This is a genomic window from Rhizobium anhuiense, from assembly GCF_003985145.1.
Taxonomy (GTDB): Bacteria; Pseudomonadota; Alphaproteobacteria; order Rhizobiales; family Rhizobiaceae; genus Rhizobium; species Rhizobium anhuiense.
In genome coordinates, this window is record NZ_ML133526.1 from 91843 (window position 1) to 108837 (window position 16995).

16 protein-coding genes are annotated in these 16995 nt (G+C 59.1%); 11 read left to right on the plus strand and 5 right to left on the minus strand.

Features of this window, described 5'->3' with window-relative positions:
• Positions 1-20: 20 nt before the first annotated feature.
• Positions 21-1271, minus strand: a complete 1251-nt coding sequence (locus EEQ99_RS17330) for a D-amino acid dehydrogenase (protein ID WP_097543368.1) — start codon at positions 1269-1271, stop codon at positions 21-23.
• Between the two features lie 29 nt (positions 1272-1300).
• Entirely contained in the window at positions 1301-2434 is a 1134-nt protein-coding gene (alr, locus tag EEQ99_RS17335; protein ID WP_097543367.1) for an alanine racemase, read from the minus strand.
• Positions 2435-2560: 126 nt separating this feature from the next.
• Between alr and EEQ99_RS17340 the strand changes: the two genes are divergently transcribed.
• A complete protein-coding gene (locus EEQ99_RS17340) occupies positions 2561-3025 on the plus strand; it encodes an Lrp/AsnC family transcriptional regulator (RefSeq protein WP_097543366.1) in 465 nt (154 codons plus the stop codon).
• 73 nt (positions 3026-3098) lie between these two features.
• Here EEQ99_RS17340 and EEQ99_RS17345 read toward each other — a convergent pair whose 3' ends face one another.
• Both EEQ99_RS17345 and EEQ99_RS17350 read right to left on the minus strand, forming a co-directional pair.
• Positions 3099-3824, minus strand: coding sequence for a helix-turn-helix transcriptional regulator (locus EEQ99_RS17345; protein ID WP_047616826.1), 726 nt, complete (start codon positions 3822-3824; stop codon positions 3099-3101).
• Between the two features lie 148 nt (positions 3825-3972).
• Positions 3973-4608, minus strand: coding sequence for an acyl-homoserine-lactone synthase (locus EEQ99_RS17350; RefSeq protein ID WP_063474099.1), 636 nt, complete (start codon positions 4606-4608; stop codon positions 3973-3975).
• Positions 4609-4789: 181 nt separating this feature from the next.
• Here EEQ99_RS17350 and EEQ99_RS17355 point away from each other — a divergent pair, with 181 nt between their 5' ends.
• The 10 genes from EEQ99_RS17355 (at position 4790) to EEQ99_RS17400 (ending at position 16215) form a co-directional block, all read left to right on the plus strand.
• A complete protein-coding gene (locus EEQ99_RS17355) occupies positions 4790-5134 on the plus strand; it encodes a helix-turn-helix domain-containing protein (RefSeq protein ID WP_018245423.1) in 345 nt (114 codons plus the stop codon).
• Between the two features lie 306 nt (positions 5135-5440).
• Complete coding sequence (locus EEQ99_RS17360) at positions 5441-6871, plus strand: glycoside hydrolase family 15 protein (protein WP_047616822.1); 1431 nt, start codon at positions 5441-5443, stop codon at positions 6869-6871.
• Positions 6872-6967: 96 nt separating this feature from the next.
• Positions 6968-8839 (plus strand): GMC oxidoreductase, encoded by a 1872-nt coding sequence (locus tag EEQ99_RS17365; protein ID WP_127430793.1) that lies wholly within the window; start codon positions 6968-6970, stop codon positions 8837-8839.
• Positions 8840-8935: 96 nt separating this feature from the next.
• A complete protein-coding gene (locus EEQ99_RS17370; protein ID WP_097543364.1) occupies positions 8936-10054 on the plus strand; it encodes a ferritin-like domain-containing protein in 1119 nt (372 codons plus the stop codon).
• Positions 10051-10539 (plus strand): hypothetical protein, encoded by a 489-nt coding sequence (locus EEQ99_RS17375; protein ID WP_097543363.1) that lies wholly within the window; start codon positions 10051-10053, stop codon positions 10537-10539. Before EEQ99_RS17370 ends, EEQ99_RS17375 begins: the two co-directional genes overlap by 4 nt.
• 38 nt (positions 10540-10577) lie before the next feature.
• Entirely contained in the window at positions 10578-11516 is a 939-nt protein-coding gene (gene iolE / locus EEQ99_RS17380; RefSeq protein WP_063474096.1) for a myo-inosose-2 dehydratase, read from the plus strand.
• Between the two features lie 128 nt (positions 11517-11644).
• Positions 11645-12661 (plus strand): sugar phosphate isomerase/epimerase family protein, encoded by a 1017-nt coding sequence (locus EEQ99_RS17385; protein WP_174824464.1) that lies wholly within the window; start codon positions 11645-11647, stop codon positions 12659-12661.
• A gap of 88 nt (positions 12662-12749) precedes the next feature.
• Positions 12750-13574, plus strand: a complete 825-nt coding sequence (locus EEQ99_RS17390) for an MBL fold metallo-hydrolase (RefSeq protein ID WP_028757363.1) — start codon at positions 12750-12752, stop codon at positions 13572-13574.
• Positions 13575-13716: 142 nt separating this feature from the next.
• Positions 13717-15372 carry an alpha-keto acid decarboxylase family protein gene (locus EEQ99_RS17395; protein WP_127430794.1) on the plus strand — a complete coding sequence of 552 codons (1656 nt, stop codon included), beginning with the start codon at positions 13717-13719 and terminating at the stop codon, positions 15370-15372.
• Between the two features lie 162 nt (positions 15373-15534).
• Positions 15535-16215, plus strand: coding sequence for a redoxin domain-containing protein (locus EEQ99_RS17400; protein ID WP_127430795.1), 681 nt, complete (start codon positions 15535-15537; stop codon positions 16213-16215).
• Positions 16216-16283: 68 nt separating this feature from the next.
• On the opposite strand, the gene EEQ99_RS17405 is transcribed toward EEQ99_RS17400, so the two are convergent.
• Complete coding sequence (locus EEQ99_RS17405) at positions 16284-16985, minus strand: HpcH/HpaI aldolase family protein (protein WP_127430796.1); 702 nt, start codon at positions 16983-16985, stop codon at positions 16284-16286.
• Between the last annotated feature and the right edge of the window lie 10 nt (positions 16986-16995).

Sequence of the window (16995 nt, forward strand, 5' to 3'; positions counted from 1 at the left end):
GTGTTGCCCCCTGGGCGCTTTCAGCCGTAGCGGCTGATTGCGAGATCCCTCGCATCGATTTCCGGCTGGCGGCCGCCGACGAGATCGCCGATGAGCCGCGCCGAACCGGTGCTCATCGTCCAGCCGAGCGTGCCGTGGCCGGTATTGAGGAAGAGGCCGGCGACCTTTGTCGCGCCGATGACCGGCGTGCCATCAGGCGTCATCGGGCGCAGGCCGGACCAGAAGGAAGCCTTGGAAATATCGCCGCCGGGGAAGAGATCGGTGACCGAGTGTTCCAGCGTGCTGCGACGGGCCAGGCCGAGGTCGTTGGTATAGCCTGAGATTTCAGCCATGCCGCCGACGCGAATGCGGTCGCCGAGCCGGGTGATCGCGATCTTGTAGGTCTCGTCCATGACGGTCGATTCCGGCGCGCGCGACGCATCGGTGATGGGGATGGTGAGCGAATAGCCCTTGACGGGATAGACCGGCAGCCGGATGCCGAGCGGCTTGAGCAGCAGCGGCGAATAGCTGCCGAGCGCGACCACCACCGCCTCCGCGCTCATCCGCTCACGATCGGTGATGACCCCGCGCACCCGGCCGGCCTCGACATCCAGCGCCTTGATCGTCGTGCCGTAAGCAAAACGGACACCGAGCGCGGCGGCTTTGGCCGCCAGCGCATTGGTGAACTTGAAGCAGTCGCCGGTCTCGTCCTTCGGCGTCAGCAGACCGCCGACGATCTTGTCGCGCACGTGCTTCAGCGCCGGTTCGAAGCGGACACAGCCGTCCCGGTCCAGCACCTCATAGGGAATGCCGTCGGCAGCCAGTGCCTTGACATCCTTTGCCGAAGCCTCGAGCTGTTGCTGCGTGCGGAACAGCTGCAGGGTTCCCTGCATGCGTTCGTCATAGGCGATGCCGGTCTCGGCGCGAAGGTCGGCCAGCGCGATGCGGCTGTAATCGGCAAGGCGCAGCATGCGGCTCTTATTGATCGCATAGCGCTCGGAGGTACAGTTCGACAGCATCCTCGCCATCCAGGCAAGCATGGCCATGTCCAATTTCGGGCGCAGGATGAGCGGCGCGTGCTTCATGAACAGCCACTTCATGGCCTTCATAGGAATGCCGGGCGCCGCCCATGGCGAGCAATAGCCAAAGGAGACTTCGCCGGCATTGGCAAAGCTCGTCTCCAGCGCCGGACCCGACTGCCGGTCGACGACCGTGACGTCATGGCCTGATTTGGCCAGTTGATAAGCGGATGTGACGCCGACGATGCCGGCTCCTAGAACGATGACCTTCATGATGTTCCCAATGATGGAGCCGCCGGCTCTCAGCGATATTGCCTGTGATAACGATCGCCCAGGCCGGTTAGGATTTCGTAAGAAATGGTGCCGGCGTCGCCGGCGATGTCCTCGAGCGTCTGATGGCGGCCGAGCACTTCGACAAGGCTGCCGAAGGTCAGCGCGCCTTCGGGCAGTGCCGTGATGTCGACGGTCGCGCTGTCCATCGACACACGGCCGACGATCGGCAGGCGTGTGCCGTTGAAATAGACGGCGCCGCGGTCGCCCAGGCACCGCGGCAGACCATCGGCATAGCCGGCGGCAATGGTGGCGAGACGCGTTTCCCGCTGCGTGACATGCGCGCCGCCATAGCCGACCTTGGCACCCGCCGGCACGGTGCGCGTCTGCACGACGGCAACATCGAGGCTGACGACCGGTTCCATCGGGTTCTTCTCGCCGGCGTTCGGAGCGCCGCCATAAAGCGCGATGCCGGGGCGGGCAAGCACGCCGTGATAGGCGTCCCCCAGGAAAACCCCGCCGGAATTGGCGAAGGAGATGTCGAAGCCGGGAAATTCGTCGGCGATGCGGGACATCTCGGCAAATTGATCGCCGTTCTGCTCGCTGTCCATGTCATCGGCCGAAGCCAGATGGCTCATGATGAACAGGATTTCGACATTGGCGCCGTCCCGGAGGGCTGCCGCCAGCTCCGCTCGCTCTTCCTGGGGAAAGCCGAGCCGCGACATGCCGGTGTCGAATTGCAGGACGGCGGGCAGGCAGCGATTCAGGATACGTGCAGCCGCCGACCATTGCCGCCACTGCGCCAGCGAATTGAGAACCGGAACGATGCCCATCTCGGCGCAGGCGATCTCGTTTCCGGGCTGCAAGCCGTTCAGCACGAAAATCTGGGCATCGTGCGCAAGGGCCGGCCGGAGCCTCAGGGCCTCGACGAACTGGGCGACGAAGAAATGCCTGCAACCTTCCCTGTAGAGCGTTCTTGAGACCCGCTCGGCGCCGAGGCCATAGGCGTCTGCCTTGACGACCGCGCCCGCGCGGACCGGTGACAGCATCGACACGAGCTTGCGATAGTTGCGGCCGAGGGCGGCAAGATCGATCGTCAGATAGCCCGTGGCTCCCTGCGCTGGAGTAACGGTGCGTGTGCGGGAAACCAAAATATCGCTATCCATGTCCACCCCTTGTCGATTTCAAGGAGTTTATGAAATAATGAGCGAAATTGCCTATCATTCAGTAGTCGATTATTGTGTGATTTGCCTATTAGCCGCATAATCAACGAATATTTGGAACGATATCTCATGCCCGCTCTTGACGTGATCGATCGCAATATCCTGAGATTGCTGCGCCTCGATGCCCGCATGAGCAATGCCAAGCTCGCCGCGGAGATCGGTCTCTCTCCATCGGCCTGTCTCAGGCGCATCAAAATCATGGAAAAATCAGGTGTGATCCGCGGCTATACGGCGCTGATCGACACTGGCAATGCGGATGAGATGATCGCCGTGATCATCAACATCACCCTGGAACGACAAACAGAGGATTATCTCGACCGCCTCGAAGCGGCGGTTCGCCGGCATCCCGAGATCCGGGAATGTTTTCTGATGACGGGCGGTTCGGACTATCTGTTGCGCGTGGAGGTCGCGAATGCCGGCGAGTTCGAGCGGATTCACAAGGAGATACTGTCGACCTTGCCGGGTGTCCTCAGGATTCATTCCAGCTTCTCGATTCGCAATGTTCTGGCGACACGCACGAGGGGCAGGCGCTGAACCGCGATCCCCACGCTTAGAGCCTTTCCGGGTTAGATTGAAGCATTCTGCCGGAGCAGGTTTTCGTCAGGCTCTAGATCAATTCGAGCGCCGTAGCCTTGGCGACCGCTTCACTCGTCGTGGCGACGGTCAGCTTCCGGCGTGCCGAGGCGAGATAGAGTTGCACCGCGCTCACCGAAATGGACAGACGGGCGCAGATCTGCTTTGCCATCAGGCCGCTGGCCGTCATTTCAAGACATTGCAGTTCGCGGCGCGACAATTGCGGAAAATCCGCCGTTTTTCTCAGGCCCGACAGAACCATGGCCCTGTCGTGGAGATGGTGGGCGAGAAACTGGAGGTCGCGCATGCTGTCCATGCGGAAATGCCGCCAGTAGGCGTCGGGGTGATTGGACGTGACCGTAAACAGCGACCGCTCCCCTTGAGGTCCCCGCACCGGCAGAGTCACGCCCTGCCGGCCGATACCGAAGGCCATGGCCTCCTTGAAGAAGCCATAAGCCCGGCCCGAATCCCATTTTGACGCCGACCATTCCACGGGCAGGAAGCCGCGCCGGCCGAGACGGACGACGGGATCGATGCTGAAGTAGTCCCGGTCAAGATATTGTTTCACCCACTCGGGCGGGTAGGTCAGCATCAGTAACGGATTGCTGGCCGCCGCCCCCGAGGAGCGGATCACATGCAAAACCATGTGCGATATCGCATAGATGTGGCGGACTTCGTCCAGCGTCGTTTCCAGATCCCGCAATGTCGGCGCTGCGGAGATCCGATCCAGACAATAGAAAAAACGAGAACTGCTCAGCATGAGATGGACTCGTGGTTGTGCGTTTCATTGACTACTCGTACCGGTAACATTTCACGGGATCGGGGAACAGCTAATTCTAATACAACCATGGGTGCGGTGAAAAATGGGTTAAGGCTTAGCGGGAGCATATCCCGCTGCTGGGCGAGCCTTACCGCATGCCGCCATCGGCAAAGGTTCTGGGACGATTGGGCGAAGCTCGCTCCAGTCGGGACAGGTTGGCCCGAAGTGCCCGGCAATTGTCCGCCGTCACATCCCATAGGCCGACATACAGCTTGCCAATCTCGGGCAGGGATCGGGCAAGCGGCGTCGGCCTCCAGCCGATCCTGCGATACACTCCGACCATGGCGCCATCATAGACGCCGACGATGCTTTCGATACCGGTGTCGAGCGCAAGGTCGCAAAGCCCTGAGAGCAGCTCCGTGGCAACTGTGCGCGATTGCTCCATGTGCCCGGCAAGCGGGTGAACGCAAAAGCGCGTACATTCCCAAGTCGTTGGGCTATCGACGTCGATAGGCTGATCGAAGAAATGCCGGAACTCGCTTTTGAGCATCGTCGCTCCCGTCGTCGGTAGCAGGCGCAGCGAACCCGTCAGTGTGCCGGAAGGTCGTTGCGTGACGAGATATACGGGATCCTCGGCCTCGTCGTATCGGTCCCTCTCCCATTGGTCCCGGACATCGACCTGCCATCCCAGCCGATCGCGAAAAACGGCGGCGCGAGCCCGAAACATTTCATCGAAAGCACGTCGATCGGTATCGAGCATGTCTTTGGTGAGTATCCGCAACATATCCGTCCCTCCTGATGTTCTGACGTTTCACAACAGGAGGCCGACCGGGAGCAATCTGGATATTTCACCAGGTTGACCGGTGCTTCGCTTTGCCTTCCCCTTTCATAAGAAGTTTCTGATGTTCGTCGATCGAAAGCTCTTGGTAATTGCCAATTTTAACGCAACCAACGGGAGGATTCTGATGACCCACGACATGGCCCGCGGCAAACGTATTCGAGAGGCGATATCCCGGGGCAAGTTCCGGAAAGTTCACGCCCTGGCGGCCGAACTGGACGTGTCTGTCGCCGCCGTCTCACGCTGGCAGAATGGCGGCCATACCTCGCTGGAAAGCGCCTGCGCGCTCGCCGACCTGCTGGATGTCTCCCTCGACTGGCTGCTGCTCGGGCGAGGCACCATGGACTGGCATAGGAACAGCGCGATCTCCGCCACGGAATTGCAAATGGTTCTGGCGTTGCGCAACCGGTCTGCGGCAACACGGTCCAATCTCGCTGGGCTGGTCGAATCCATCCCTCCGGAGCACCCGTAACGCCAAGCGCAATTCTGCGCGAATTTTTGACCTGAGGTCAACACGTTTAGGTTGATAAAAAGCAGATCGTCGACGATCTTTCTAGTTAAAGCTTCAACGGCGACACAACAGGGCGGCCAGCTCGCCCTGCCCTCGCCGCCGCAGAGACCTTGTTTTCACTCTCAATGCAGAAGGGTCGTTGGCGTCGGCTTTTGACGTGAAACCGTAAATACGCAGCCCGAAAATTATCGAAAAACCGCATCGCCACCGGTCCGGAACATTTTTGGATCTGGTCCCGGCAGTCTCAACCGATTTTGGAGTCAGTCAATGACAGTTGCGCTTTGGAGTCAGTCAATGACCGGTGCGAACCCGGCCCATATCGGCGCCAATGCGCCTACGGTCAAACCGCGGCCTGCCTTCGCGCAGACCGATCTGGTCGCATTGTCGCGCTATTTTTCTCTGCTGATGATGCGCAACATCACAAGCGATGGCTATGTCATCGAGGATCCGGCATCGCCGGGCGTCTTTTCGGCCCCGGGCTGCGTCATCGCCGCACCCTCCTATCCAGCGAACACGCCGGGTGTCGACCAGGACTATGTTTTCAACTGGGTCCGCGACGGGGCCATTACGGCCATCGAAATCGCACTTGCCGGCTTGCTGCCCGTTCCGGGCGGGGTTTTGCCGAGCCTGGTCGACTACGTGAATTTCGCCGCGCTCTGCCAGGCGAATGCGCAGAATTCCGCGACCGTCACACTTGGCCACGCCTGCTTCACCATCACCGGCGAGGTTCGTCCGTGGTCGGAGCAGAATGACGGACCGGCCATTCAGTCGATTGCGATCCTGACCTTGTTCAATCAGCTGGATGGCGCCACGCAGACGATCGCCAAACAATTGGTCGAGACCAACCTCTCTTATCTTCTCGAAGTTTACCAGAACAAGACCACCAATCTCTGGGAGGAATATGAGGGCTATTCCTTTTTCGCAAGGGCCGTACAGCTGCGCTTTTTCCGGGAAATTTCCGCAAACACGATCTCTATTGCCGTGCCTGCCGGGGTGGCCGATGCCATCTCCTGGCTGGAAAGCCAGCTGGCCACCCACTGGAACGGGCAGCTCTATGTGAGCATTCTGGATGCCGCGGAGCAAGCCGGTTACGACGCGAACATCGATATCGTCTCTGCGGTCTGCTATGGCGGGATCGAGCCGACCGATACCAAGCTGCTGGCAACGGCGGCCATCCTGCGGCGCCAGTGGGCCGATCCTTCGTCTTCGAACTATTACCCGATCAATGGCGCCGACGCGGCCAAAGGGCTCGGACCACTCTTCGGGCGCTATCCAGGCGATCATTACGATGGCGATGTGGCGGCCCCGGTGGTCGGCGGCCATCCCTGGGCTCTGTGCACGGCCAACTTCGCCGAGTTCCAATATCGGCTTGCCAATGCCATCGAGGCCAGCGGCGCCATCCCCCTCGATCAGTTCTCCGAGCCCTTCTTCACGGAACTGGGACTTGGCGCATCCAGCAGCGCCGCCGACGCCTCAGCTGCCTTGCGGGCTTCGTCTGACGTCATGCTGCGCGCCATCGTCTACCACAGCGATCACTATGAACTGAGCGAACAGTTCGATGGAACCGTTGGCTATGAGAAAAGCGTCCGGAACCTGACCTGGAGCTACGCCTCCTTTCTGTCGGCGGTCAGAGCCCGCTCCGCCGCCGCCCCCGCCGCCAAGTCCAAACCCCGAAACTCCCGCGGCCCGAGATCATGACGACGTCAGGCCGTCCGGTCTGAAATCTCGATTGAGTCCAGAACCGCATGATCCGCAAAGCCTGATGCGGCTTTCCGAGGATAATGGAGGACCAAAGTGCTTTTTCCCCTTGAATCCGCGATAAAAGCCGATGCCGAAACCGTCGCAGCGTCTGGCGACTACGATATCGTGATTGTCGGCAGTGGCATTTCCGGCGCAATCATTGCCAAGCAGGCTGCCGAAGCGGGCAAGCGTGTCCTTATCCTTGAAGCCGGAACCGGTGCCAACAGCACACTGTCAGGCTATGACAATCTGCTGACGACTTTCTATTCGGCAGCCTCCAAGGACAACCAGTCGCCCTTTCCGCTGAATGCGAACGCGGCCATGCCCCGCAGCCCGCAGCTTCGCAAGCTGCAGGCCGGGGAAACCGATAGCTCGACCTATATCGTTCAATCCGGCCCTTATGTCAGCGATACGACATATACCCGTATTTTCGGCGGAACGACCATGCACTGGGAGGCGAAAACGCCTCGCCTGCTTCGCTCGGACTTCAAGACGCGCACCATTTTCGGCCAAGGGTTGGACTGGCCGCTGAGCTTTGAGGAAATCGAGGATGATTACCGCCTGGCCGAGCGGGAAATCGGTGTATCGGCAGATGTCGAAGATCAGCAATATCTGGGGCAGACCTTCCCGGACGACTATGTCTTTCCCATGCGCGGCCTGCCGCTTTCTTATCTGGATCAGCAGGTCAACAAGGGCATCGAAGGCACCAGCGTCGAACTTTACGACAAGACCTATCCCCTGAAGGTCAGGCCCTATCCGCAGGGGCGCAACAGCATACCCAACCCGGCCTATGACGGCGGCAAGGGCTACCGTCCCATCGGCGCCGTCGATACGCATCAGGTCGAAGAGGGCGGTCGCTGCCAGGGCAACACCAACTGCGTACCGCTCTGTCCCGTGCAAGCGCGTTACCACTCGGGCAAAACGCTTGCCAAGGCGTTCGCGGTAAACGGGAAATGGGGCGAGCGGCTGGTCGAATTGTTGCCGCAGGCGGTCGCGTCGAAGGTCAACATCGATCCGGATAGCGGGAAAGTCCGCTCTCTCGAGGTGAAGATCTACAAGGACCCGGCCTCACCTGTTCACGAGACCATCACCGTGAAGGGCAAGGTTTTCGTGCTTGCGGCAGGCGCCATCGAAACGGCGCGTCTCATGCTGGCCTCCGGCCTGCGCAGCACCAGCGGTCTTGTCGGACGCAATCTGATGGACCACGCCTATCTGCTGAACTGGGCGCTGATGCCGGAAATCTGCGGCACGATGCGCGGAACCAGCTCGACGGGCGGTATCGTGGACCTGCGGGACGGGCCTTTCCGGGAAAAGCAGGCCGCCTTCGCCATCGATATCCATAATGACGGCTGGGGCTGGGCCACGGGTGCGCCGACTTCCGACCTTCTCAAACTGGTGGATGATCGCAACCTCTACGGGGCGGATCTTCGGCGCGGCATGATCGACCAGGTTTCGCGGCAGTTGCTGCTGGCATTCATGATCGAGGTCATGCCCGTCGAAAGCAACCGCATCGCGGTGGATCCGCAATATACCGATGCTCTGGGCAATATGCGGCCCATCCTGTCCTTCACGGTTCCGGAATATACCATGAAGGGTGCCGCCTATGGCCGCCAGTTTGCGCGCACCGTCTTCACGCGTCTGGGCGCGCAGGATCATACCCAATACGACCCCAGCGATTTCGGCTATGTGGCCTATGAGGGGCAAGGCTATGCGATCCGCGGCGGCAATCATCTGGCCGGGACCCATATCATGGGAACGACGAAGACCAATTCCGTCGTGGACAAGAACCAGCGCAGCTGGGACCACGAAAACCTCTATCTCGTGGGCGGCGGCAGCATGCCGACGATCGGCACGGCCAATGTCACCTTGACGCTGGCCGCCATGTGCTTCCGAAGCGGCCGCGACATTCTGAAGTCTCTGCATTGAACGAAGACCGGCATCCGCTGTGCGGAACGAACAGATGGCCTCGCAAGCGACACGAAGCCGGCCTGTGAACCCAACTTATCTTTCATGGAGCTTGAGATGTATTCCTCCAGTATTAAGACGCTCGATGAGCTGAAAGAGTTTCTCTACCGGGCGATGCAGCTCGAACATGCGACGATTCCGCCTTATCTGACGGCGCTTTACTCGATCAAGCCCGGCGTCAATCAGGATGCGACCCAGGTTCTGCGCGTGATCGTCGTGGAAGAAATGCTGCATCTGACCATCGCGGCCAATATTCTCAACGCCATCGGCGGCACGCCGGATCTTGTCAGGCCGGACTTCGTAGCCCGCTATCCCGCCGCCCTGCCGGACGGCGAGACGGATTTCAAGGTCGGCATCCAGGCTTTCGGCCGTGAGGCGCTGGCGACTTTCCTGAAAATCGAGCGGCCGGCCCAGCGTCCTGAACATCTCGTCGGCAAGGGCCTGATATATCGCAAAACTCCCCCTGATATCACCGCGCTTGCCAGCCATCCGAGCCATGAGGACCTCCACTTCTTCAGTATCGGCGAGTTCTACTCAGCCATCGCGGAAGGCATCAAATACCTGGAGGCCGAAGCGCATGGGGCGGGCACAACCATCTTTACAGGCGACAGATCGCGCCAGATCACCTCGGAATATTATTACTCCGGCGGCGGCGAGCTGTTTCCGGTGACCGATCTGAAAAGCGCGTTGGAAGCCATCGATCTCATCATCGAACAGGGCGAGGGCGACGGAGGCGGTATCTACGACGATGACGACCACGAACTGGCCCATTACTATCGTTTCGAGGAACTGGTCAAAGGCCGCTACTACCAGAAGGGCGACCAGCCCGGCCACCCCACAGGTCCTGAGTTGCAGGTCGATTGGGAAGGCGCGTATCCCATAAAAAAGAACCTGAAAGTGGAGGACATACTCGAAGGCTCGGAACTGCGTGGGGCGGCGATCGCCTTCAACACGCGCTACGGCGAATTTCTCCAGCTTTTGACGCGTGCCTATAACGGCCAGCCGACCCTGCTGCTGGAAGCCGTTCCGATGATGTTCGAATTCCGCAACATGATCCTCGAACTCATCCGCAATCCCCTGCCGCAACATCCCGGTAAGAACGGCAGCCCCACCTATGAGATCCCCGGCGCCATCAAACAGCCAGCCGCCACCCGGCAGGCGGAGGTAAACGCATGAGCAACCGTTTCGAGGCATTTCTGGGTCTTTCCGGCGAATTGACGGCCTTCTCCCACTTTGATCTCCTGGGAACGGGCCTGGCGGACCGCTATCTCGCCACGCTCGACAAGGTGGTCGGCGGCGAGATCGTCGACGCGCTGCTGGCCGCCTTCGCCGCCCTGCCATCCCCGGAAGGTGAGGTCCGCATCCAGGCGGTGCGCACGACCATTCTGGGCAATGAATTGCTCGGAGACGTGGCCCGTGCGCTGATCAAGCTCTGGTATTCCGGCACCTGGTTCGAGCTGTCCTCCGCCTGGACCGAGCGCTTTGGCCCCAGGCCTGCGAATATCACCTTCGTCGTTTCTCCCGATGCCTATGTCGAGGGTCTGCTCTGGAAGGCGATCGGAGCCCACCCTGCAGGCGCCAAGGGGCCGGGTTTCGGCTCCTGGGCCTTTCCGCCGAAAATTCCGGCTTTTTCCGGCTCTCGATTCCAAAACCTGACCTGACGCCACTTCCGTTTGTCTTCAAGAACTGGATCATTGCCATGACGACACATCTGCATCGACTGACGCCTGCCAAAGTCTGGCTCGGTGTCATCCCCACGCTCTGGTGGAATGACGATTTCATCAATATCGACATCGGCATCCCCTACGAGCAGGCTCTGAGTGAAATGGCGCTCGCCGGCTATGTCGGATGCGGCGTCGGCCACAAATATCCGACGGACCCGAAAATATTGCGGCCTGTCCTCGAACTCAGGGGATTACGGATTTCCGAGCCCTGGGTGAGCACCTACTTCACCATCAATGCGATGAAGCGTCATACGCTTGATAATGTCGATGCTCAACTCGACTTCCTCGAAGCCATGGAAGGCGGCAGCGACGATCCGCGCAGGGCCGACCTGGTCGTTTCCGAGTTTGGCGGAGCGGTCAATCCGCTTCCTGTCGCCCTGTTTCCGAATTGCCCCGATTTCTCCGATGACCAGTGGAAACGGCTGATCGAAGGCCTGCATGAGGCCGGAGAGAAAGCCAGGGCCCGTAACCGCCGGCTCTGCTATCACCCGCATCTGGGGACCGGGGTGATGAATACGGAAGCGATCCACCGGCTCATGGACGAGACGGATCCTCGCCTGGTCAACATGCTTCTCGATACCGCGCACCAGGCGGCTGCCGGTGTCGATCCGCTGGCGCTGGCCAGAAAATATGCCCACCGCATCAAGCATGTTCATCTGAAAGACATTCGCGCCGAGGTGGTTACGAAGATTCACAAAGAAGGATTGTCCTTCCAGCAAGGGATCGAGGCAGGGATCTTCACCGTCCCGGGTGACGGCTCCATAGGGACCTTTCCGGAAATCCTCGATGCATTGGCCGAGGCGGATTTCGCCGGTTGGATCTGCGTCGAGGCAGAGCAGGACCCAGCCAAGGCCAATCCGCTGCAATACGCGAAAATGGGCCGCGAATATCTGCGCAAGCTGCTCGGATGGTAGCCCGGCGCGGACCGTTTGTCTCAGCCCGATGGCGATGTGAAGGAGGCGGGCAGGGATCTCGCTTCATGACGGTGTCGGGCGGGACATCATCCTGAACCACGCATGACTGGATAGCGACAGCTGGAGCGATGAAGATGGAAGAGGCACGCAGACGAGAGATATATTTCAGCTTCTTTATGTTTACAGCCGATTTGAGGCCGAACGACGCGGGCTATACCCAGGTTCTTGTCCGGCATCTGAAAGCGCTTACCGAGATCGGCTACACCGGCTTCGATGTGCATATCGCCCCAGGACCGGCCAACGTCGGTCATCACGCTGAGGTCGAAAGCTATATCGGCCTCAAGAGGGCGTTCGATCGGGCCGGCTTCCGGGATGTGAAGTTCACAACCAATGTGGGGACCACGCGAACCTTCGATCCGACCTCGCCCTATGAGGACCAGCGCAAGCAGGCGCTGTCCTATCTCAAATCCCGCGTCGACATCACCTCGGTGCTGGGCGGGGAGAATACGATCATGTCGGGGCCGTTCCTGTACCCCTATGGCATCTTTCCACTGACGGATGACGGCGAAGGGATCTGGAGCGACGCGCTTCAGGATTGGATGAAGCCACGATACGCGGCGGCCGCCTCCATCTTCCGGGAATTGGCGCAATATTCTGCGGAGAAGCGGGTGAAGCTCGCCATCGAACCGGTCAAGAATTGGGAAACGCCCGGGCCGACCATGGTCTCGGAAGCGCTGGATTTTCTCGAAAGCGCCGACATTCCGGTCGGGGGCGTCACGATCGATACAGCCCAGGTCGTCATGGAAAGCCAGGGACCGGCGATCTTCAGGAAAAATGTCGCCCGTGCCGTTCAGCAGAGTCGGTTGAATTACGTTCACATCTCGGCGCCGGACCGGGGCGCTGTCAGAGATAGCTGGATTCCCTGGGAGATCATGCTGGACGAAATCGAGCCGGTCTATTCCGGCCCCTATCTCGTCGAAGTCTTCAACGCGATTCCACCCTTCGAGAGTTCGATGCGAATGACGCGCAGACGCTTCTGGCGGCCCGGTGAGGACGCGCCGGAGGCAGACGTCGACAGCGCCTACGACGTTGCGCGCGCGGCCCTGAAGACATTGGAGGAGAAACTCGCGTCCCGCAGTCGTTGATCTCATCCGTGATGGCGCTCGGGCGCAGATGTTGTGCCCGAGTGAACTTCAAATCTCAGCAAACGACCTTTCAATCAGGGAGATACCGATGGTCACGCAATTGCCGGATCCCATTAAAATCGTCAGGCGAGCAGGCGATGTCCGTATTCATACTTTCATTTCAGCCTTCACGGCTGACAATATCGCCAATGCAACGCACATCATCGAAAGCAGGAACAAGCTTGTTCTCGTCGATGGGCAATTCCTCGTTCCCTATGCGCTGCAATTCAGGGAATATGCCAACAGTATCGGCAAGAAGATCGACCGGATCTATCTGTCGCACAGACACCCCGACCATTGGTTCGGCCTGGGAGCCGCATTCAGCGATATTCCGATTTATGCATTGCCGAAAACGATAGAGTTCCTGCAGCAGCATGGGGAAGATTCCCTGAATGACCACTGGAAATTGGGCAATCTCGCTCCGAAGAGCTTGATCATTCCCGAAAGAGCTGTCCGCGCCGGCGAGGAAATCATCGACGGAGTCAAATACCTATTTGATGAAGTCGTCGATACGGAGATCGATTTTCTTCTCACCATAGGTCTTCCGGACGTGGGCGTTTTTATTGCGCAAGACCTGATCTACAGCGGAACGCACCTTTATCTGACGAAATACATGGAGCATTGGATTGGGATTTTGCAGGGTATGCTGCTGTCCGACTATGACCTGTTCCTTCCCGGTCACGGCTTTCCGGCTGACAAAAACGAGGTTGCCAAAAATATAGAGTATTTGTCCGTCGCCCTGGAGGCCGCCGGCAACGGACTCACCAATGACGCTTTCAAGCGCTTCCTGCTGGAAAGATTTCCCGAGCGGAAATGCCCCGGCATATTCGACATATACGTACCGCGCTTATTCGATAACGCGAGCGAGTTCTAGCGCATCGGCCCGAAAATCGGAATCGATTTTCGGAAAGAACGATGCGTAGATTCAAAGTGTTAGAGCTGTCCTTTGTGCGTCCGAAAGGACGCACGGCACTCTAATATCCGTCAATTGTCGTCAACAGGGGAGCCGTTGGAACATGGGCGACACATACACGGTTGGACAATATCTGGTCGACAGACTTCGCGAACTGGGCCTGGGGCACCTGTTTTCCGTAGCAGGCGATTATTCGATCGAATGGGTGAACAGTTATGTCGAGAAAAGCGATATAAAGGTCATCGAAGAGGCGAATGAACTGAATGCCGGTTATGCGGCTGACGGCTATGCCAGACTGAAAGGAATTGGCGCTCTGTGCGTCACCTATTCCGCAGGCTCGCTTTGCGCAACAAATGCGATCGCCGGATCCTACGTCGAGAAAGTGCCGGTCGTTCTGATCAACGGTGCGCCCAGCATCAAGAAAACGCTGACGTTCGAACAAACCGGCTACAGTTCGCATCACTTCATCAGCGGCCGGGAAACGGATCTTCAGGTATTCGAATACATCACCGCCGCTGCCGTCCGCATCGACAGCCCTCATCTTGCGCCAATGCTCATAGATTATGCGCTGACGCAGTGCATCACGGAAAGACGTCCGGTCTATATCGAGTTGCTGGAGGATATGGTGGACCTGGGATGTACGCGCCCGTCGAATGCCTTAAAAGCGGCGCCTGTTATATCCGACGAGAACAGTCTCAATCAGTCGATCGCGCAAATCAGCGAAAGATTGCAAAACGCCACCCGACCGCTGATCTGGGTCGGTGTCGAGATCGACCGGTTTGGCCTTCACGACCAGGCGGAGCGGCTCATCCGGGACCTCAAAATTCCCTACGTGACCGAGCTTTTGAGCAAGGCCATTCTATCGGAAGACGATGTACAATTTGCCGGGGTGTTCGATGGCAAATCGTCATCACCCTATGTCCAGTCTTTGGTCAAAGACTCCGACTTCGTATTGGCACTGGGCGTCTGGTTGACTGATATCAATGATTTGGGCTGGCCTATCGATCTCGATAAAACCGCATTCGCCTCCTGGGAGACCGTGAAATATGGCACGATCTTCAACGCACAGGTTTCGCTGGCGGATCTCGTCAACGGCTTGATTGACAAAAGGCTGACGTGCAAAGGCCAAAGTCTTCCGGTGAAACCGGCCCGGCAACTGCCGGTCGTCAATCCGGCAGGCGAAATTACCTATCAGGGCTTCTACGATTTCATTCAGCCGCAGATCGACGGAAATACCATCGTTGGTGCCGACGCGAGTTTGAATTATTTCGGGAGCCTGCTTCTTGAAGTGGGTGCTCGCCGCGGTTTCATCGTGCAATCATCCTATTCGGCGATCGGTTATATCGGTCCGGCCGCAACCGGGGTTTCGCTGGCGAAGCAAAATCAACAAAGGCTACTGGTCTTTGCGGGGGATGGCGGGTTTCAGATGACCGCTCAATGCCTCTCGACACAAACCCGTTTCAATCTCAACCCGATCATCTTTGTGATGGACAACGGCATTTATGGCGTGGAGCAATGGCTTGCCGACGCATCGGTTTTCCATGGCGACAAACCGTTCTACAATTCATGCATCCTGCACCGATGGAATTACAGCAAGTTGGCAGAAGTCTTTGGCTGCCAAGGCTGGAAAGTGGACACCTATGGCGAACTGAGGGAGGCCATAGACGGCGCCAAAGAAAACCTGAACAGTCCGTCCATCATCCAGGTCGTCGTGCCGCAGCGATCGATCCCCGATAATGCGAACTGGAAAGCAAATTAGAATGGGCATGGAGAGTTCAGCGCTTTAGCGGGTGGAACGGCAGATGGGCATGCCGAACCACATTCAGTAACCTCAACATCGAGCGCTGGGGCCTTCTTGCCACAAGTGGTATAGTTCAATTTCGGTCGTCCCACCTGGACGATACGACAAAGGAATTATTCCATGGGAGACCAGAAACGCCCGCTGCAACCTGGAGAAACCGCCCCCGCATTCGCGCTCGCCACGGCCAACTTCGAGGGAACGGTCTCTTTCGCCGACTTGCGCGGTCGCCCGTTCGTGATCGGGTTCTTTCGCGGGCTGCACTGCCCCTTCTGCCGGCGTCAGTTGGAACAGCTTGCCGGCGTACAGCCGACCCTGCGCGCCGCCGGGGTGGAGACCGTGGCCGTTATCAACACGCCGGTGGAACGTGCCCGCCTGTATTTCCGCCACCGGCCGACGCCAATAACACTTCTATGCGACCCGGACTGCCGCACGCATCGGGCCTACGGTGTGCCGCATGCCGAGTTCCTGCCCGATGGGAGTTGCGAGCAGCCCGAATGGCCCTATCGTACAACGATGGAACAGTTCCTGGCGGCACGCATCAACCCCACGGACGAATTGCCGGAACCGCTGCACCCGATGGAGGCCAACACGATACTCAACGCCAAGGATCGGTTTGAGCTTGACGAAGCCGACAATGAGATCTTCGCGAACCACGCGACCCAACTCGTCGGACACTTCCTGGTCAATGCGAACGGCACCATCGGCTGGGCACAAATCGAGGCGCTCGATGGACCGAACAGCCTCTCCATCTTCCCGACCGCGGCGGAGATCATCGCGGCCGCTGGCAGCCTTGGACGCTGACCTGCGGTGAACCGTCCGATAGCATCTCAGTAGCAAAAGATCGAATGGCGGAAGCCCAATTCCGCCCGCTATCGTGCAAGCGTTTGCCTGATGTCGGCAATCCCGCGGCGCAGGAAGGGATCTGTGTGGATGTAGAACAACTGGACCCCCTTCTGCAGCCAATGAGGCAATTCGTCGGCGGTGGCGAGCGTGCCTGCAATTTTGCCTGCTGCACGAATCTTGTCGACGGCGACCGCGACCTTATCCATCACTGCTTCGGGACGCGGCTCGCCGAAGGGCGGAGCCGGCGGATAACCCATATTCTGCGAGAGATCGCCGGGGCCGATGAAGAAGACGTCGATGCCGTCGACCTTCAGCATTTCATCGAGATTGTCGATGGCATCCACCGTTTCGATCATCGCCACCACCAGGCGCTTGTCGAAGTCGGACGGAAGAGCGTAACGGACGGTATCGACGATGGCGCGCGCCTGTTCGGCCGTGTCCACCATCGGGACCATGATCCCATCGGCGCCCGCATTCAGGTAGCGGATAATGATCGGGCGCTCGTGCGAATGCGGCCGAATGATCGCCGCCCCGCCGACGGAGCGGACGATCTGCGCGGTCATGCGCACATCCTCGAAACTCCAGCTTCCGTGCTCGCAGTCGACGAAGACGGAATCGGCGCCGAGTTCCACTAGCCGGGCTGCCAGGCCCGACGATACGTGATGCGGCGTATACATGGTGACTGCCTCACCGGCCAGCAGCCGCGCGCGCAACTTCGCTCCGTTCATCGATGTCCTC